The organism is Ruegeria sp. CDSA021 (assembly GCF_059612325.1).
This window is the reverse complement of sequence record NZ_JBXWQJ010000006.1, coordinates 158,537-175,250: the sequence shown is the minus strand read 5'-3', so window position 1 is coordinate 175,250 and position 16,714 is coordinate 158,537. Positions and strand designations below refer to the sequence as shown.

The following is a 16,714-nucleotide window of genomic DNA, read 5'->3' as shown; positions in this document are numbered from 1 at the left end:
CGTAGGCAAGCTCAAGCGCTCAGAGAAGGGGAAAATTCCGGGTCTTCAAGTATTGTCCAATTACCAGCCTCTGGGGTTGAGGATTTACTGTGTTTCTTCGTCCTCGTCATTTTCAATCAGGGCGATTGTTCCGGCGTCGACCAGCATCCGAATGGCACCAACGACCTGAGTCATCGCGTCTTCGGCTTCGGATTGCCTAACGCGCCCGCGTTCACCCATTTCTTCGCGCAGGTTATCCGCCATTCGGGACGAGATATTGGACAACAGGAACTCGACCGACGCCTTGTCATCATCTGCTGCGGCACCAGCCAGCGCTGTGACCAGAACGGGTTGCTCCACTTCGCGCAGGATAACCGGAACGTCCCGAGGCTTTATACGCGTTGATACATGAGCGAAGGTAAAGATCGATCGACGCACAAGGTCGGCGAAATCGGCGTCATCTTCGTCCAGCGCGCTCAACAAGTCGTCGCGTGTGGCCGCTGCAGATTGGTTCAAGATTGCGCCGACCCTTGCGCCGGGGCCATCATCGAATGCCTGCGCCGGGCGCTGATCCAGCTGCGCGGCCAGAGACCAGCCGATCCGCTCGACCGCTTCGGGGGTGACATTCGCGGTCTTCGAGACAGCAAAGGTGATCCGCCGTGCCACCGGCCCCGGCATGTGGCCCAGCATCTGAGCAGCCTGTGCGGTGTCCATCTTTGACAACATCACCGCAGCCACTTCGGTGCTTTCCGCCTGCGCCATGGCTGCAAGATCTTCGACGGGGATGTCGCGCAGTCTTTGCCACGGGTCACCGATCTGTCGTACCCCGGCCACTTTGCGGAGGCGGGCTGCTGTTTTAGGCGCGATCTTTCCGTTCACCGCATCCAACGCGCCGGCCAGACCGTGAGGAAATGCAAGGCCGATGTTGTCCAGAGCATCGCTGAACTCCTGCGCCACCGAATCGAGCGTCACGCGGTCCACCAGACCCATCTCACCCAGCTGATGGGTCAGTTTTTCTTGTAGATCGTCGGGAAGTTCCTCCAATGGAAGGTCAGCGCCTTCGTTCAGCAGAAACCGCACAACAACCGCTGCCTTTTGACGGTTGGTCAACGCCCGAGGGACAAGGCGCGGTGTGGTGTCATCCCCTTTGGCAAGCGGAGTGGGGGCCCCGGGTGCCGCGTTTATCAATGCGTTTGTTTCCTGCATCTGCCTGTGGTGCCAAAATTACTGAGCCACAGGCAGATTACGGAGAATCGGGTTAAATAACCTTGAAGTTTAGTAGTTATAGGTCAGCCCGGTGCGGATCGCTTCGCGCAGCGATGCCTCGGCCCAGGTTCCTTCCCCGCCACGCGTTTTGATTTCGCGCCATTGTTCGATGGCCAGATCGGTTCTGCCCTCGGTTACAAACCCTTGTGCCATATAGCTGCGGGCCAGAAGGTTGTCGGGGTTGGCGTTGATGGCATTCTGATAGAAAACGTTCGCCAGTTCCAATTCGCCCATCTTGCGGTAGGTGAAGCCCCAATAGGTCAGCACACGATCGTCGTTTTGGTCCATGATCCGCAGGATATCCTGAGCGTGCCCGTACTGCCCGTCATAGGCCAATTCGCGGACGGCATCATACAGTTGATCATCGGAAAGATTGGTCTTGTTGGGTTTGACGCATCGGCCTCTGGCCTCGTCGAAAACACGACCGAACAGACATTTCTTGGTCGTGTTCGTCGGTTTGGGTGGGCTGCTGCTGTCACCGCCTGCGGCATGGACCGCTGGGGCAAAGGCAAAGGCTTGCAAGGCAAGGGCCGAAGCTAACAAAAGGCGCATAATCCTACTCCGTTCTCTGGGCTGCTCATAAGATCATAGTGCGATCTACAAAAAAGCTAACAGTTGAACGATTGCATTTATTCATAAGTAGGACATAAAATTGTCAGCTATTGACGGATTTCGCGCAGCTTTGAGTTTCTGAGTCCCAGGATGTGCCAGGTGCGCAGGATTGCGTCTGCTTGGTGTGTGCATTGCACGCAAGGCTTGCGGTTGCAAAAAGCGCAAGTGCTGCTGCGCTGGCAAGGGTTTTGACCATGGCGTTTTCCCTCCAAGGAATGCGCCGCAAGCATACCTTATTTTAAACGCGCTGGCAAAAGAACAAGACCCGCTCTGCTTGCGGCAGAACGGGTCCCGAAATTCAATTTCAAAAGATGGTGTTATTCACCAAATACACGGGCAAAGATCGTGTCGACGTGTTTGGTGTGATAACCGAGGTCGAATTTCTCTTCGATCTCTTCGGGGCTGAGCGCGGCTGTGACATCGGCGTCTGCCAACAGCTCTTCTTTGAAGTCGGTACGGTGTTCCCAGACCTTCAGCGCATTGCGCTGTACCATGGCATAAGCGTCCTCGCGGCTGACACCGGCTTGGGTCAACGCAAGCAGAACGCGCTGGCTCATGACAAGTCCGGGGAACTTGTTCATGTTCTCAAGCATGTTTTCGGGGAAGATCAGCATTTTGTCGATCACGCCTGTCAGTCGCGCCAGCGCGAAATCCAGTGTGATTGTGGCGTCGGGTCCGATCATGCGTTCTACCGAAGAATGCGAGATGTCGCGCTCGTGCCAGAGTGCCACGTTTTCCATCGCCGGGATCACGGCCGCGCGCACCATGCGGGCCAGCCCGGTCAGGTTCTCGGTTAGCACCGGGTTTTTCTTGTGCGGCATCGCCGAGGAGCCTTTCTGGCCCATCGAGAAAAACTCGGCCCCCTCAAGCACCTCGGTCCGCTGCATGTGGCGGATTTCGATGGCGATGTTTTCGATGCTGCTGGCGATCACGCCCAGCGTGGCAAAGAAGGCCGCGTGGCGGTCGCGCGGAATGACCTGAGTGCTGATCGGTTCAGGCACCAGTCCCATTTGGTCACAGACATGTTCCTCGACGCGCGGGTCGATATTGGCAAAAGTACCAACAGCACCGCTGATCGCGCCGGTGGCGATTTCCGCGCGGGCGTCGCGCATGCGCGACAGGTTGCGGTCCATCTCGGCATAGAAGCGCGCGAAGGTCAGGCCCATGGTGGTGGGTTCGGCGTGGATGCCGTGGCTGCGACCGATGCGGACAGTGTCTTTGTGTTCAATCGCGCGACGCTTGAGCGCGGCCAGCAGACCTTCGAGATCGGCGATCAGCAGGTCTGCGGCGCGGGTCAGCTGTACGTTCAAACAGGTGTCCAGCACGTCCGAACTGGTCATGCCCTGGTGCACGAAACGCGCCTCTTCGCTGCCGACATGTTCGGCCAGGTGGGTCAGGAAGGCGATGACGTCGTGCTTGGTGATGGCCTCAATCTCGTCAATGCGGGCCACGTCGAATTCCACGTCCTTAGCCTTCCATACGGCCTCGGCGTTTTCACGAGGGATCACGCCCAGATCGGCCATGGCGTCGCAGGCGTGTGCCTCGATCTCGTACCAGATGCGGAACTTGGTCTCGGGCGACCAGATAGCGACCATGTCAGAGCGGGAATAACGGGGAATCATTGGCGGCAGCACCTTTATGTGATTGGGATGAGGCGTTGGCGCGGGGTTTAGCCCTGTGCGCGCGAGGGAACAAGATGTGAGAGCAGGTATGAGACGGTTTGCCCTGATTTTGGTCTTTTGGCCGGGTGTTTTGGCCGCAGACGGCTTCCAGAAACTGTCCGGCGAGGAAATCCTCGCAGCTTTGACCGGCAAGAAACTGGAATATGGAAGAGGGGTCTGGCAAACATTCGAGGCCAGCATGATTACCCAGTACTTCTCGGGCGGGCCAAGCGCGGGGCGCTGGGCCGTGCAAGAGGATCAGTATTGCTCGACTTGGCCGCCGTCGGACCTGTGGGCCTGCTATGATGTCTTTCGGAATGAGGACACGATCCGCTTTGTAGATGATGCAGGTGGCCAGACCGATGGAGTCTATGCGCCATAGACGTCCCATGTTTCTATGGCGGTGTGGAATTTGGTTTTGGTAATCGGCAGTTGCCCCGCCTGGTGGTCAGTGAAGTACGAACGCGGCTTTTTCTGGTCTTTTCGACGCAATGCTGGACAAGGCGCGCCCTCACGGTTCAATCTGTGGGTACAGAAACTATCAGGTTATTGAAATATGCGTTTATTTTCAGGTCCGATACTTGCCGCCTGCGCCGCAGTCTGGCTGGGCGGGGCAGGTTCTGCGATGGCCGACACCCCTGCGACATATACCGAGGATGGCCGTGCGCTGTTTAGCTTTAACGTGCCCGATTTCTGGTTGCTGCGCACCGGTGGCCCACGTGAGATCGAAGACACCGAGTTGGGGGATCCGCGCGCCGTCGCGCGGGTCATGGGGCTGCGGCCTGTGACAGATGACACCGTCTGGATGGGCTTTGTCTCTCCGGCAGGGGTTGCGACCATTCAGGACGGTATCCGGTATCTTCAGGATATCGATAAGTTTCTGGTCAATGATCCGACTGTCACCAGCACCAGCGACACCCGTATCGGGGGATTGCCTGCCCGGGTTTTTCGAGGGACTGGGCGTCGGGACGGCACAGGGGTGAGCTTTACGGCCACAGTTATTGACCTGCCGCGCAACCGGGTTGCCATAGCCGTCGCGATTTTGCGTGACGGTGCAAATCCAGATTATGCAGATGACCTGAATGACGTCTTCGCGTCGTTCCGGTCGCGTCAGTGAGGGAGGGTGCGATGAGCCTGAGACTGTTCAAACGAATATCCCTCGCGCTGGGGCTGGGGGCTGCGACGTTAACTCTGTCGGCGTGTGATGGTGTTTCGGTAGGGGTCGGGTATGGGTATGACCCGTTTTATGACTCAATGCTCTGGAACGATTACTACCGCCGTGATGTCAATGTGGGTATCAATCCACCAGACCGGCCAAATCGCCCAGATCGGCCAACGCGCCCAGATCGCCCGAAACCGCCGGTTGCTAAACCGCCTGCGCGGCCAAAGCCCCCGACGGCACGGCCACCTGCGGCGCGACCGCCGATACATCGGCCATCGCCGCGCCGCTGATAGCTTGAAGGCCGCCCTCGGGCGGCCTTTTTCACGGTAGAAGTTCGGTCGTGATATGGGCTGACCCTTCGAGTGTCCGGTGTACCGGGCACTTGTCCGCAATTTCCAGCAGACGTTGCTTTTGGGCTTGGTCCAGTGGTCCGGTCAATCGGATTTTGCGGCGGAATTGATCCACTTTACCTTCATTCGCGAGCCCGGCGTCCTGAGCGTGAACCTTGTCGTGACAGACATCCACACTCACGCTCGTCAGAGGCCAATTCTTTCGCCGCGCATACATCCGTATTGTCATGGATGTACAAGCACCCAGACCGGATGAGACAAAGCCATAGGGCGACATGCCCTTGTCCGTGCCGCCGTAAGAAGCTGGTTCATCCGCGACTGCGTGGTGATGTGGCCCGGCCTGAATGTCCTGCATGAAGCCGCTTGGGTCCGCTTCGGTGACGCGCACAACGCCTTCCGGGGCACCCGGTGGCGGGGCGGGCGGGCACAGCTTCACATAGCGTGAAACCCATGCCGATATCACATCGGCCGCATATTCGGCATCCGCTGCGCGCGTGATCAGGTGATCGGCATCATCGAGAGTGACAAAGCTTTTTGGGTGCTTGGCCGCCAGAAAGATGGTGCTCGCGTTGTCGATGCTGACCGTTTCATCCCGTGGCGCATGAAGGATCAGCAAAGCGGCTTTGAGGTCGGCGATCGCGGCGGTCAGGGCGGATTGGGCAATGTCATCCACAAAGGCTTTTCCGATGCGGAACGGGCGCCCGCCCAAAGAAACCTCAGCGCTTCCGTCCTGCTCGATCTGAGGCAGCGCGTCTTCAAAGTTATGCGAGACGTGACCGGGATCTGCCGGTGCGCCCAATGTCACAACGGCTTTTACCGTCGGAATACCAGCGCGCGCGCGCAAAACCGCCGCGCCGCCCAGCGAATGGCCGATCAACAGGGCAGGGGCCATATTGCGCCCGGCCAGATATTGCGCGGCTGAGATCAGATCCTCGACATTGGACGTAAACGTCGTATTGGCGAACTCGCCCTCGGAATGACCCAGCCCGGTAAAGTCAAAGCGCAGCACCGCGATTCCCATTGCCGCCAAGCGGGCCGAGATGCGCCGGGCTGCAGGGATGTCCTTGGAACAGGTAAAGCAATGGGCAAACAGGGCGGTTGCCAGAACCGGTCCGTCGGGCAGATCCAATCGCGCTGCCAGTTGGCTGCCGTCATGTCCGGCAAAAGTGATGCGTTCCGTGGGCATGTCGGCTCCTTGAGTGTGTTGGGGGAACACAGACAATACTGTGTTCATGCTGGTCTGGTCTCAACCCCTATGTCAGTCGCGTCACGTGAAGGTGAGGACATTGAGAACATTGTGCGTTTTTTTTCGCCTGAGCATCATCATTACACTGCGCATCAGGCTTTGAGGAACGTATCTGCCGCTCTGATTTAAATGCATCACGAAATGTGAATTGAATTCGATCAAACATTCATTTAACTTATATCACCCTCGCGCACATCTTTGGAATGAGATGTTGACCAAGGAGATACCCATGTCACATGCAGAGTTCACCGCCCGCACCCACGAGATGCGCCCGCTGTTGGTCATCGCGTTGCTACTGGCTGGCCTTAGCGGTTTTGTCATCGGCCAGTCTTGGCCCGCGAACTTGAGCGGGCCGCAGGAACAGGTACGTCCAGCCATCGAAGACTGGCACGGCAATGTCCGCCGTTCCTATTGGTCAGAATGAGGCTTTGGCCTCACTCAAGTCCCATCAACCGAGCATCGAAGGGGTATTTTGTAAGGTTCTCGTACCCGTTTTCGGTAATGAGAACCTGATCTTCCAGCTTGATGCTGAAGTCGCCGCCGACCTCGCCAACACAAGCTTCAACACACAGAACCATTCCGGGTTCTAGCGGGTAATCGTATGATCCTTCGACAGCCTTATCGGGATAGGCCACAAGCGGCCATTCATCGCACAGGCCGACGCCGTGCATCAGGCAGCCGTATTTCTGCGCCTGAAACTTGTCGTCCAGCCTATGGGCATTCGCTGTCAGTTCCGGGATCATCACGCCGGGTTTGAGCATCTCCATGTTGGTCATGATGTGTTCATGCGCGTGCTGCATGGCATAGATCATGCCCTCACGCGGCTTCTGATCGCCAATCCACCAGCTGCGGGAAATGTCGATGCAGATCCCGTAGGAGCCAATCAAGTCGGTGTCGAAAGAGATGATCTCATTATTCTGGGTGATCCGAGGGCCGCATTCCTGAAACCACGGGTTGGTGCGTTGGCCCGAAGCCAGAAGGCGCGTTTCGATCCACTCTCCACCGCGCTTGATATTCTCCGCGTGCAGTACGGCCCAGATGTCGTCTTCTGAGGTTTTTCCATCCCCCACATTGGCACGCGCGAACTTCTCCATTTCAGCAACGGCTGTCTCACACGCGTGGCTGGCGCAACGCATGGCGAGGATTTCGTCCGGTCCCTTGATGGCACGGGTCTTTTCGGTCAGCTCTTCGCCTTCCATGATCTCGAACCCCTGCGCCTCAAGCGCACGCAACCCGTGCAGCATGATCTTGTCGACGGCCAAGCGCGTGTTGCCACCGCTGTGCTCTTCGATCAGCACCCGCACTTCATTCGAGAACACATCTGCGGCCACATCGACCTTGTCGCCCCGGTCGAAGTAAAACAGATCAGCGCCCGAACGCTGTTCCCGCACCAGAGGGTTGAAGGTGCTGAGGAAGGGTGAATTCTTGTAGTCCCAAATCACCATATAACCATCAGCGCACAGTAGAACCGCGCGGAACGGGTTATGTGTGTTCCACAGCTGCATGTTCGTGCTGTCGGTGGCATAGCGAATGTTCAACGGATCAAATACCAGCAAGCCGCCATACCCGCGGTCCACAATAGCCTGCGTCAGCCGCTTCCAGCGATGTTCGCGCATCCGTGCGAGATTGGGCAACTCAAGCCCTGCAGCGGCCCATTCGTCAAATGCCAGCTGCGTCGGTCCGATTTCAATCCGTTCATTGTCATTTGGGGTGCCATCCCCCAACGTAGCACCTCGGCTGGGGTCAATCTTGCGCGAATCTCGGTAATGCTGGTTCATGACTGACCTCATTGTGTGTTCAAGCAAAGTTAGAGAGCCGCTCTTTTCCGTCTGAAAAAAATGCGACGGCGTGGTTGTCGTTTTTTGACCGAAACGTGGAGAAAGGCATGTTAAGTCTTTTCCATGCCACAGATTTTGCAAGAAACCATCCCTTATGATTTTGCCAACTTGCGTGCCTTACCGGGAATACAGCCGACGACTCTGGACCAGTGGGTGCATCAGGACGAAGCGTTTGTGGGACAGATGCAACGCCGCGAAGAGTTGCTGTCTGAACGTCGCGACGAGGTTCTAATGCTTGATCCACAGGCCGAGCCCGCGGCCCGCGAGCTGCTGGATCTGGTGTTGGCACAGGTCTACCCCTCGGCCGGGACAACTGTGGTCCGAACCGATGGCGTGACGGTTCCTGTCGATGAAGATCGACCGCTGGATACGTTGTGCAAACTGGTGCAGGAAGATTTCTGTATTCTTCAAAAACATGGGGAAGAGCATGTTCTGACCGGTGCGATCCTATGCTTTCCAGCCAGCTGGCGTTTGTCAGAAAAATTCATGCGGCCTCTGATTGGCATTCATGTGCCTGTCGAGAGCTACGATGAAAATATCGCAAAGCGGGTGCAGCGGTTGTTTGACGGTATTCAACCCGGTCGTCCGTTGTGGCGTTTCAATGCACTCTGGTACGAGGACCCCGAGCTTTTCCAGCCCCGCAGTATCCATGCGCCGCGCAAGATAAAGGATCGGCGGCAAGACTCATTTTTGCGCAGTGAGCGACAGACGCTGTTGCGCCTTCCGAAAACGGACGCGGTCGTGTTTTCGATCCACACCTATGTTCTAGCCGCAAACATGGTTGCAGAAATGGAAAACCCCGCCTGACGGCGGGGCCTCCAAGGAGGGTCTTGGGTAATTTGGTTACATGCCCAGTGCGTTTGCAACTCCGGCAAAGGCATCGCTGGCGTTCAGGGCAACAATGGCGAAGGTCAAAACAAGCACCTGGGTATTGAGGCGAAAGTCTTCACCACGGACCAAGTTGACCGCTGCCATCGACGCGGCGATCGGAGTGGAGACAGTGGCCAGAACGCCTGTCATGCACCAACTGCTGAGGCGAAGGGCATCGCTTGGTCGTTCATCGTCTTGCGCGTTTTCCATTTGCGGCTCTGCCTGATCGGATTGAGCCGCGTCTTCGCTGCGGAACGCGATGCTGAGCAGTTGCTCATCGGTCAATTGGATTGGTCGCGCCGACGGAGTGTGAAGGGCACTGATGCTTTCATCCGGTTCGGGTATGGATATGCTGGAAAACTGACCATTCAGCGCTTGAAAGATCTGCTTTCTATCCCGTGTTGCGCGGCTTGGGGTCAGTGTGTCAAAGGCGCTCATGAACTGTTCGACCGTCAGCACCGTTTTTGGCGAAAGCCATTCTACGCGCCGGGTCGAGCAAATATCGACCATGCGATACAGAATGACGACCAGCATCAGTTCGGAAATTTCTGCGTCATCCAGTAACGGTGACACTGGCGTAATCGACAACACAAGGCGGTTCTGAGGATGTGACACGCGGGGCTTTGTTATGGTTTTTAGCCCCGCGGCACGATCCATGCGCTCGTATCGGTCTTCCTGCTCGGGTTTGCCTGCATCCAGTGTCAACCGAACCAGATATTGGCTCGAGACAATACTGGCCTCGGACATGCTCAGCAGGGCCTTGCGCTCGACCAGATGACCGTAGTCCTCAAGCGTCGCTGCAACAATTGTGCCAAACCGCTCAATCGTTCCGCTTGCGTCGCCATCAAATTGCAGGCCGCCATGGTAGCTGTGCTTCCGAGCCACTGCTCTGTCCTTATTCAAGAAGTGTTCCAGAGGTACTCTAACAACTGTTCTGGGGCAGAATTTGGCAAAAAATGCAAAAAAATGATTTTTTCTCGTGATTGGTTACGCTTTGGAAACCAAGAAACTAAAGGCTTTTCTTTGTCACTGTGGCTCAAATGTGGCGAAACTTGGCGTGACGCGTGTTTTCCCTGAGGCGGGGCTATTGATCGATTCGGGCGGCCATGATGGCAATGGTTTGTTGATATACAGAAGCCGCGTTCCACTGCTGCAAGATGCGAAAATTTGGTTCTCCTGGCTGATAGCCGCGCCCCGGTTTCCAGCCCTTCTTGCGAAGAAAATTCGCGGTTGAGGCCAGTGCGTCCGTCATATCGTAAAAGTCGACACGCCGATCGCCGGTGGCGTCGACCCCATAGGTCAGGGCATTGCCCGGTAAGAACTGCGTATGGCCCAACTCGCCATGTTTTGCCCCTTTTGTCGCCATTGTGATGCTACCCATGTCCACCAGTTTCAGTGCCCCAATTGCGTGAGGAATGAAGAACTCGGACCGGCGACAATCATAGGCCAGTGTTGTGATTGCGGAAACAACCTGACTATCGCCCATGAAATTACCAAAGCCGGTTTCCATGCCATGAATGGCGATCAGAACGCCTGCAGGCACACCGTATTGCCGTTCAAAGGCTGCATAATAGTTTGGGTTGGCGGCTTTGCGTTTGCGCCCTTGTGCGACGATCGTATCGGCCCCTCGGACCCGCATGAATTTATCCAGCGAGTATTTAAAGCTTTTCTGATTGCGGTCCGCCGAAATGGTGCGCGTCGCGTACTGTGTCTGGGACAGTGCTTGCAATCCTTTCTTTTTGACCCCGGCCTTGCGTGCCTGTTTGGCAAAATCTGCCTTCCACGCTTCAAAACCTGCACTGGTATTCCCGCAGGGTGCTGCCAGAACAGGGGAAGTCAGGGAAAGAACAAGTATGGCGGCAAGGCGAAACATGGGCGTAATCCGATCGAGTTGAAATCTGGTCTAAGCCTAACGTGGGCTTTGGTTCCGGCAAAGCGGTTAGTACAGGTCCAACTCACCCTTTTCCTTGAGCGTTTCGAACCATTCTTCGGGAGTAGCCTTGATGCGCGCGTGCTTCACCATCATTGCGTTCATGTTTGGCAGATTGGCCGAATCCGGCCAGTCTTCTGGTTGCCACAGGTGCGAGCGGATCACGCATTTCGGACAATGTGCAAAAACGGTCTCGACATGGATCAGCAGCGCCAGTTTAGGCGCGTGCCCGTCTATGGCCATGCTTTCCAACAATTGGGGGTCGGCACAGATGCGGGCTGCGCCGCGGATGCGGAGCGTTTCCAACTTGCCGGGAACAAAGAAAATTACGCTGACGCGCGGGTCCTTCAGAACGTTGTGGAACGTGTCCACACGTTTGTTGCCCGGCCGATCCGGGATTGCGATCAGGGTATCGGACAGCACCTGAACAAAACCGGGCGGGTCGCCGCGGGGTGAAATATCCAGGTACCCGTCCGGATTGGCCGAGGCGATCAGGCAGAACGGTGAGGTCGCGATGAAGTCGCGACACATCTGATCGAGTGAGGGCATTTCCTTGGCAATGATCTGAGGCAGCGGGTGACCGGAAATCTGTCTCAGTTCCTGTTCGGATGTCACGATGTTTGAGTATTCTGAAAAAGGTGAAGGACTATGAGGCATGCGGTTGTCTCCGACCGGAAGTATCCGCACAATTCTGTTGGATCAATGGCGGCGCGTCAAACCTAGTGCAAAGTAATGACAAGGGCGCCCTAATGGACGCCCTTGCAAGTCGTTTCTGTATGCAGCTTAGCAGCTGTAATACATGCCGTACTCAACCGGGTGCGGCGTGTGCTCGTAGGTTTCGACCTCTTCCATCTTCAGCGCGATGTAGCCGTCGATCTGGTCTTTGGTGAACACGTCGCCCTGCAGCAGGAAATCGTGATCCGACGCCAGAGCTTCCAGAGCCTCGCGCAGCGAGCCGCAGACGGTTGGAATGTCTGCCAGTTCTTCGGCAGGCAGATCGTACAGGTTCTTGTCCATCGCTTCGCCCGGATCAATCTTGTTCTTGATGCCGTCCAGACCGGCCATCAGCAGCGCGGCAAACGCCAGATAGGGGTTTGCGGCCGGATCGGGGAAACGGGCCTCGACGCGCTTGGCTTTCGGGCTTTCGGTCCACGGAATACGGACACAACCGGAACGGTTACGTGCCGAGTAAGCACGCAGAACGGGGGCTTCGAAACCGGGGATCAGACGCTTGTAGCTGTTGGTCGCCGGGTTGGTGAAGGCGTTCAGGGTCTTGGCGTGCTTGAGGATGCCGCCGATGAAGTACAGCGCTTCGTCCGACAGGTCGGCATATTTGTCGCCAGCGAACAGAGGCTTGCCGTCTTTCCAGATCGACATGTTCACGTGCATGCCAGTACCGTTGTCACCTGCGATCGGCTTCGGCATGAAGGTTGCCGATTTGCCGTAGGCGTGCGCGACGTTGTGGATGATGTACTTGTATTTCTGCAGCTCGTCGGCCTGCTTGGTCAGGCTGTCGAAAATCAGACCCAGTTCATGCTGACACGAAGCAACCTCATGGTGGTGCTTGTCGACTTTCATGCCCAGACGTTTCATGGTCGACAGCATTTCTGAACGCAGGTCCTGAGCTTCGTCGATGGGGTTTACAGGGAAGTAGCCACCTTTGACGCCCGGACGGTGGCCCATGTTGCCCATCTCGTACTCGGTGTCGGTGTTCCAGGACGCGTCTGTTGCATCAACTTCGTAGGATACCTTGTTGATGCTGTTCGAGAAACGAACATCGTCAAACAGGAAGAATTCGGCTTCAGGGCCCATATAAGCCACGTCACCGATGCCGGATGCTTTCAGGTAGGCCTCAGCTTTCTGGGCGGTGCCACGCGGGTCACGCTCATAGGCTTCGCCAGTATCTGGCTCAACTACCGAGCAGTGCACACAGATGGTTTTTTCTGCATAGAACGGATCGACATATGCGCTGTCGGTGTCGACCATCAGCTTCATGTCCGACGCTTCGATCGACTTCCAGCCCGCGATGGACGAACCGTCGAACATAAAGCCTTCTTCCAGAAAGTCTTCGTCGACCTGATCGGCCATCAGGGTCACGTGTTGCAGCTTGCCACGGGGGTCGGTGAAACGGACGTCGACATATTCGGCGCCCTCTTCCTTGATCAGCTGAAGAACTGCGTCCTTGCTCATTCTCTTGATTCCTCTGACTTGAAGATTGGTGTGTTACAGTGCGTCCGAACCGGTCTCGCCGGTGCGGATGCGGATGGCTTGTTCAACGGGCGAGACAAAGATCTTGCCGTCGCCTATTTTGTCGGTCTTGGCGGCAGACACGATGGCTTCGATGGCGGCATCGACCTGATCATCGTCCAGCACGACCTCGACCTTCACCTTGGGCAGAAAGTCGACGACATATTCTGCACCGCGATACAGCTCGGTATGGCCTTTCTGACGACCGAAACCTTTGACCTCGATCACGCTGAGGCCCTGGACGCCCACGTCCTGCAATGCCTCTTTCACTTCGTCCAGTTTGAACGGCTTGATGATCGCTTCGATCTTTTTCATCCCGGCTCACCTTGAATGGTTGTCTCAGGGGCAGTGATCACGTCTAAGATCGGGCGGCAATGTGATTGCGATTTTGGGCAGTGCGGTATGCGTCGAAAACGGGCGCTGTGCTAATTTATGGGCGCGTTGCCTAAAAACTAATCAGAATTGAATCGCGCGAGGGTTTGGGATGACGGAATTGCTGACAGCGGCGCAAATGCGGGTCATCGAAAAGACAGCCATCGAGTCCGGTGAAGTGACAGGTCTCGAGTTAATGGAGCAGGCCGGGCAGGGCGTTGTAGATGCAATCTTCGAGGAGTGGCCAGCGTTGGACAGGCGAGGGGCCAGCCCCTCGCGCTCCCCGGGATACTTGGGGCCAGATGAAGGGGATCCGCTGCGCGCGGTGGTGCTGTGCGGGCCGGGGAATAATGGTGGGGACGGATTTGTCGTAGCGCGGCTGTTGCGGGAACTGGGCTGGGCGGTTGAGGTCTTTTTGTACGGTGATCCGGAGAAACTGCCGCCGGATGCACGGGTAAACTATGAGAGGTGGGGAGAAGAAAACGAAGTTCGCGTATTCGCCGTCGACCCCGCCCCGTTAGAGGATGATTTTCTTCGGTTTCCGAATGAAATGGATCTGGTTGTCGACGGGGTTTTCGGCACTGGTCTCACCCGGCCATTTGCAGGTGCGTTTTCCATGTTGGCCAACGCACCGGCCAGAACCCTGCTGCGAGTTCGAGGCATAAAGGTCGTTGCAATTGACACTCCAAGCGGCTTGTGCGCCGACAGCGGGCGTGTTCTTGGCCACGCAATTGCTGCGGACATGACGGTGACGTTTCACAGTAGAAAGTTAGGACATGTCTTGAGTGATGGTCCGGCGACATGTGGGACATTGAAAATCAAGTCAATTGGGCTCGATCCAGCAGAAAACGATCAGATCGTTCATGCGACCGATGCCGATAGGGTGAAGCTTTCGAAAGCTTCAGGCGGGCACAAGTATGCGCATGGTCACGCTCTGATTCTGTCCGGCGGCTCTGGCAAAACCGGTGCAGCGCGATTGGCGTCCCGGGGCGCTTTGCGGATTGGCGCGGGTTTGGTGACGCTGGGTGTGCCACCGTCCGCACAGATGGAAGTGGCCAGTCAGATCACTGCTCTCATGTTGCAGCGTGTCGAGGGAAAAGATGGTTTGGCCGACGTTTTGACTGACACGCGCCTGAATGCCCTTTGTCTGGGGCCAGCGCTTGGGTTGGAACGGGCACAGGCGCTGGTGCCGGTTGCCTTGGCGGCGCAGCGGGCGACGGTGTTGGATGCGGATGCTTTGTCTGCTTTTGCAGACGACCCCGATGCATTGTTCGCGAAAACCCACGAAAACTGCGTGCTGACCCCTCATGGCGGCGAATTTGCACGGCTCTTCCCGGACATTACCGAGAAGCTGAATGCGGTGCCTACCAATGGCCCTGCCTATTCCAAGGCCGACGCTGCGCGCGCGGCTGCAAAGCGGGCAGGGTGTGTGGTTCTGTTAAAAGGGCCGGATACGGTGATTGCGTCACCTGATGGGCAATGCTCGGTCAACTCGGCCTCATACGAAAGAGCAGCCCCTTGGTTGGCGACTGCCGGATCCGGTGATGTGCTGGCGGGATACATCACCGGTTTGCTGGCGCGCGGATTTGCACCTATGCACGCTGCTGAAGCTGCGGCGTGGTTGCATGTGGAATGCGCACGCCAATTCGGCCCCGGGCTGATCGCCGAGGACTTGCCAGAGCAGTTGCCAGATGTGTTTAGAAAGATGAATATTTGAGTATATTGGCGGGAGTTGGCTCAAAACTCACCGAGTCGGCGATATTTCGCCGTCAAGATCAACGTCAATGCAGACCGGATGTTTGCCAGACGCATAACTGGGGGTCACAATTCATTTGCGTGCCCTTACAGCAGATGTGCCATGTTTCATGTAAATATATGGAATATATTGTTAAATTGTAATAGTGATCGTGGCTTTTGTTGCGAAATTGCAATGCTTGCGCGGGATAGAATGCGGGCCACTGGAATGCTCGCGCTCAGTAACATTTGGGTAGTACCTGAAACCCGAACCTTTCATGGTGAGTGAAATGACCCCTTGTATCAAATACATGTCAGTTGCAGCCATTTTGACTGCGACAACCGCAATTCCGGCTGTTGCGGAGTTAAAGTATGAGAACAACTCTGGCGGCTATGTGCTGTTGTATGGACAGTTCAACCCGGCCTTGATTTCAGTTGATGACGGGCAGGATACCGAGACCCGTGTTCTCGACAACGATCTATCGAACAGCCGCGTCGGCCTGCGTCTTATGCAGCCTTACGGACAAAACGAATTCACGTTCCGATTTGAATCTGCGCTCGGATTGCCGAACTCGACCGAGTGGAACCAGAACGGTACAAATTTTAGTGGCTGGACCCGTGAAGATATTCGTCACGTGGATTTCGCTTTGAAGGGAAATTACGGTAAATTCTCGGCGGGTCAGGGCAGCATGGTGTCTGATGGTGCCGCAGAAACCGACCTCAGCTACGTTGGAACTGCGCTGTATTCGTTTACCAATGACGAAAACTCGGGCTTCTTCTATCGCGACACGACAGGTTTGCTGAGTGGTATTACGGTTGGCGACAGTTCCAGCAACTTTGACGGCGCGCGTCGCGGACGCGTGCGGTATGACACGGCATCGTTCAATGGGTTCTCGGCTGGTTTTGCCTATGGTCAGAACATCCTGTCCAGCAGTGATGATGATGACTACTACGACGTCGGTTTGTTCTATGAAAACACCTTTGTCGGCGGTGTGGAGTTCGCAGCATCCATTGCTTATGCGGTAAGAGATCGGGACGACAACTCGGGCGATCGCAAAGACACGATCGGCTCAGCGTCGGTCCTGCTGCCCAGCGGTCTGGGTTTTACGATCGCAGGCGGTACACGAGACGATGACCAGGCCGGTGCTACGGATCCGAACTACTGGTACGGCAAGATCTCGTACGAAGGTAACTGGGTATCTTGGGGCAAGACGGGTGTCGGTATCGATTACTATGGCGGCTCGGACTTCGAAAGCAACGGTTCGGACACCAAAGCATGGGGTATCGCCGTGGTTCAGAAGGTCGAAGCGATCAACACAGACGTCTATCTGAAATATCGTAACCACGACTTTGATGACGGTTCATCCTTTGACAACAACGAAGCCTGGGTATTGGGCGCGCGTTGGAAGTTCTGATCGCACTGAAAAAATCAAACATGAACGCTCCG

17 protein-coding genes are annotated in these 16,714 nt (G+C 56.3%); 7 read left to right on the top strand and 10 right to left on the bottom strand.

What is annotated here, in order from left to right:
- Positions 1 to 84: 84 nt before the first annotated feature.
- The 3 genes from AC2FLD_RS10340 to purB all read right to left on the bottom strand — a co-directional run bounded on the left by AC2FLD_RS10340 (position 85) and on the right by purB (position 3,479).
- Positions 85 to 1,185, bottom strand: a complete 1,101-nt coding sequence (locus AC2FLD_RS10340) for a flagellar motor switch protein FliG (protein WP_496669150.1) — start codon at positions 1,183 to 1,185, stop codon at positions 85 to 87.
- A 69-nt stretch (positions 1,186 to 1,254) separates the two neighbouring features.
- Positions 1,255 to 1,797, bottom strand: a complete 543-nt coding sequence (locus AC2FLD_RS10335; protein WP_496669148.1) for a tetratricopeptide repeat protein — start codon at positions 1,795 to 1,797, stop codon at positions 1,255 to 1,257.
- 377 nt (positions 1,798 to 2,174) lie between these two features.
- Positions 2,175 to 3,479, bottom strand: a complete 1,305-nt coding sequence (gene purB / locus AC2FLD_RS10330; RefSeq protein WP_496669147.1) for an adenylosuccinate lyase — start codon at positions 3,477 to 3,479, stop codon at positions 2,175 to 2,177.
- Positions 3,480 to 3,567: 88 nt separating this feature from the next.
- Here purB and AC2FLD_RS10325 point away from each other — a divergent pair, with 88 nt between their 5' ends.
- From AC2FLD_RS10325 to AC2FLD_RS10315, 3 genes are all read left to right on the top strand, one after another.
- Positions 3,568 to 3,900: a hypothetical protein gene (locus AC2FLD_RS10325; protein ID WP_496669145.1), complete on the top strand. Its 333-nt coding sequence runs from the start codon at positions 3,568 to 3,570 to the stop codon at positions 3,898 to 3,900.
- Between the two features lie 174 nt (positions 3,901 to 4,074).
- Positions 4,075 to 4,635, top strand: coding sequence for a hypothetical protein (locus tag AC2FLD_RS10320; RefSeq protein WP_496669143.1), 561 nt, complete (start codon positions 4,075 to 4,077; stop codon positions 4,633 to 4,635).
- A 117-nt stretch (positions 4,636 to 4,752) separates the two neighbouring features.
- Positions 4,753 to 5,010 (top strand): hypothetical protein, encoded by a 258-nt coding sequence (locus tag AC2FLD_RS10315; protein ID WP_496669141.1) that lies wholly within the window; start codon positions 4,753 to 4,755, stop codon positions 5,008 to 5,010.
- Here the strand turns inward: AC2FLD_RS10315 and AC2FLD_RS10310 are convergent.
- Positions 5,002 to 6,216, bottom strand: coding sequence for a bifunctional alpha/beta hydrolase/OsmC family protein (locus AC2FLD_RS10310; protein WP_496669139.1), 1,215 nt, complete (start codon positions 6,214 to 6,216; stop codon positions 5,002 to 5,004). The genes AC2FLD_RS10315 and AC2FLD_RS10310 overlap by 9 nt on opposite strands.
- A 289-nt stretch (positions 6,217 to 6,505) precedes the next feature.
- On the opposite strand from AC2FLD_RS10310, the gene AC2FLD_RS10305 reads away from it, so the two are divergent.
- Positions 6,506 to 6,700, top strand: coding sequence for a hypothetical protein (locus AC2FLD_RS10305; RefSeq protein WP_496669137.1), 195 nt, complete (start codon positions 6,506 to 6,508; stop codon positions 6,698 to 6,700).
- A 10-nt stretch (positions 6,701 to 6,710) separates the two neighbouring features.
- Here the strand turns inward: AC2FLD_RS10305 and dddP are convergent, their stop codons facing one another.
- Positions 6,711 to 8,054: a dimethylsulfonioproprionate lyase DddP gene (gene dddP / locus AC2FLD_RS10300; protein WP_496669135.1), complete on the bottom strand. Its 1,344-nt coding sequence runs from the start codon at positions 8,052 to 8,054 to the stop codon at positions 6,711 to 6,713.
- A gap of 123 nt (positions 8,055 to 8,177) precedes the next feature.
- Between dddP and AC2FLD_RS10295 the strand changes: the two genes are divergently transcribed.
- Positions 8,178 to 8,921, top strand: a complete 744-nt coding sequence (locus tag AC2FLD_RS10295) for a heme-dependent oxidative N-demethylase family protein (RefSeq protein ID WP_496669133.1) — start codon at positions 8,178 to 8,180, stop codon at positions 8,919 to 8,921.
- Between the two features lie 36 nt (positions 8,922 to 8,957).
- Here AC2FLD_RS10295 and AC2FLD_RS10290 read toward each other — a convergent pair whose 3' ends face one another.
- From AC2FLD_RS10290 to AC2FLD_RS10270, 5 genes are all read right to left on the bottom strand, one after another.
- Complete coding sequence (locus AC2FLD_RS10290; RefSeq protein WP_496669131.1) at positions 8,958 to 9,869, bottom strand: hypothetical protein; 912 nt, start codon at positions 9,867 to 9,869, stop codon at positions 8,958 to 8,960.
- Between the two features lie 199 nt (positions 9,870 to 10,068).
- Entirely contained in the window at positions 10,069 to 10,857 is a 789-nt protein-coding gene (locus AC2FLD_RS10285) for a lytic murein transglycosylase (RefSeq protein WP_496669129.1), read from the bottom strand.
- A gap of 66 nt (positions 10,858 to 10,923) precedes the next feature.
- Complete coding sequence (locus tag AC2FLD_RS10280) at positions 10,924 to 11,571, bottom strand: MSMEG_1061 family FMN-dependent PPOX-type flavoprotein (protein WP_050602103.1); 648 nt, start codon at positions 11,569 to 11,571, stop codon at positions 10,924 to 10,926.
- Between the two features lie 126 nt (positions 11,572 to 11,697).
- Complete coding sequence (gene glnA / locus AC2FLD_RS10275) at positions 11,698 to 13,104, bottom strand: type I glutamate--ammonia ligase (protein ID WP_496669127.1); 1,407 nt, start codon at positions 13,102 to 13,104, stop codon at positions 11,698 to 11,700.
- A 33-nt stretch (positions 13,105 to 13,137) separates the two neighbouring features.
- On the bottom strand, positions 13,138 to 13,476 hold the full coding sequence (locus AC2FLD_RS10270) for a P-II family nitrogen regulator (protein WP_050602105.1): 339 nt from the start codon (positions 13,474 to 13,476) through the stop codon (positions 13,138 to 13,140).
- A 169-nt stretch (positions 13,477 to 13,645) separates the two neighbouring features.
- On the opposite strand from AC2FLD_RS10270, the gene AC2FLD_RS10265 reads away from it, so the two are divergent.
- Positions 13,646 to 15,250 carry an NAD(P)H-hydrate dehydratase gene (locus AC2FLD_RS10265; protein ID WP_496669125.1) on the top strand — a complete coding sequence of 535 codons (1,605 nt, stop codon included), beginning with the start codon at positions 13,646 to 13,648 and terminating at the stop codon, positions 15,248 to 15,250.
- A gap of 307 nt (positions 15,251 to 15,557) precedes the next feature.
- Positions 15,558 to 16,682: a porin gene (locus AC2FLD_RS10260; RefSeq protein WP_496669123.1), complete on the top strand. Its 1,125-nt coding sequence runs from the start codon at positions 15,558 to 15,560 to the stop codon at positions 16,680 to 16,682.
- Positions 16,683 to 16,714: the final 32 nt, after the last annotated feature.

What these genes read in the sequence shown, in the direction of transcription:
- AC2FLD_RS10335 (WP_496669148.1), bottom strand. Translation starts at nt 1,797, where the DNA reads ATGCGCCTTTTGTTAGCTTCGGCCCTTGCCTTGCAAGCCTTTGCCTTT.
- AC2FLD_RS10305 (WP_496669137.1), top strand. Translation starts at nt 6,506, where the DNA reads ATGTCACATGCAGAGTTCACCGCCCGCACCCACGAGATGCGCCCGCTG.
- AC2FLD_RS10340 (WP_496669150.1), bottom strand. Translation starts at nt 1,185, where the DNA reads ATGCAGGAAACAAACGCATTGATAAACGCGGCACCCGGGGCCCCCACT.
- AC2FLD_RS10295 (WP_496669133.1), top strand. Translation starts at nt 8,178, where the DNA reads ATGCCACAGATTTTGCAAGAAACCATCCCTTATGATTTTGCCAACTTG.
- AC2FLD_RS10285 (WP_496669129.1), bottom strand. Translation starts at nt 10,857, where the DNA reads ATGTTTCGCCTTGCCGCCATACTTGTTCTTTCCCTGACTTCCCCTGTT.
- AC2FLD_RS10310 (WP_496669139.1), bottom strand. Translation starts at nt 6,216, where the DNA reads ATGCCCACGGAACGCATCACTTTTGCCGGACATGACGGCAGCCAACTG.
- AC2FLD_RS10320 (WP_496669143.1), top strand. Translation starts at nt 4,075, where the DNA reads ATGCGTTTATTTTCAGGTCCGATACTTGCCGCCTGCGCCGCAGTCTGG.
- dddP (WP_496669135.1), bottom strand. Translation starts at nt 8,054, where the DNA reads ATGAACCAGCATTACCGAGATTCGCGCAAGATTGACCCCAGCCGAGGT.
- AC2FLD_RS10270 (WP_050602105.1), bottom strand. Translation starts at nt 13,476, where the DNA reads ATGAAAAAGATCGAAGCGATCATCAAGCCGTTCAAACTGGACGAAGTG.
- purB (WP_496669147.1), bottom strand. Translation starts at nt 3,479, where the DNA reads ATGATTCCCCGTTATTCCCGCTCTGACATGGTCGCTATCTGGTCGCCC.
- AC2FLD_RS10315 (WP_496669141.1), top strand. Translation starts at nt 4,753, where the DNA reads ATGACCCGTTTTATGACTCAATGCTCTGGAACGATTACTACCGCCGTG.
- glnA (WP_496669127.1), bottom strand. Translation starts at nt 13,104, where the DNA reads ATGAGCAAGGACGCAGTTCTTCAGCTGATCAAGGAAGAGGGCGCCGAA.
- AC2FLD_RS10325 (WP_496669145.1), top strand. Translation starts at nt 3,568, where the DNA reads ATGAGACGGTTTGCCCTGATTTTGGTCTTTTGGCCGGGTGTTTTGGCC.
- AC2FLD_RS10280 (WP_050602103.1), bottom strand. Translation starts at nt 11,571, where the DNA reads ATGCCTCATAGTCCTTCACCTTTTTCAGAATACTCAAACATCGTGACA.
- AC2FLD_RS10265 (WP_496669125.1), top strand. Translation starts at nt 13,646, where the DNA reads ATGACGGAATTGCTGACAGCGGCGCAAATGCGGGTCATCGAAAAGACA.
- AC2FLD_RS10260 (WP_496669123.1), top strand. Translation starts at nt 15,558, where the DNA reads ATGACCCCTTGTATCAAATACATGTCAGTTGCAGCCATTTTGACTGCG.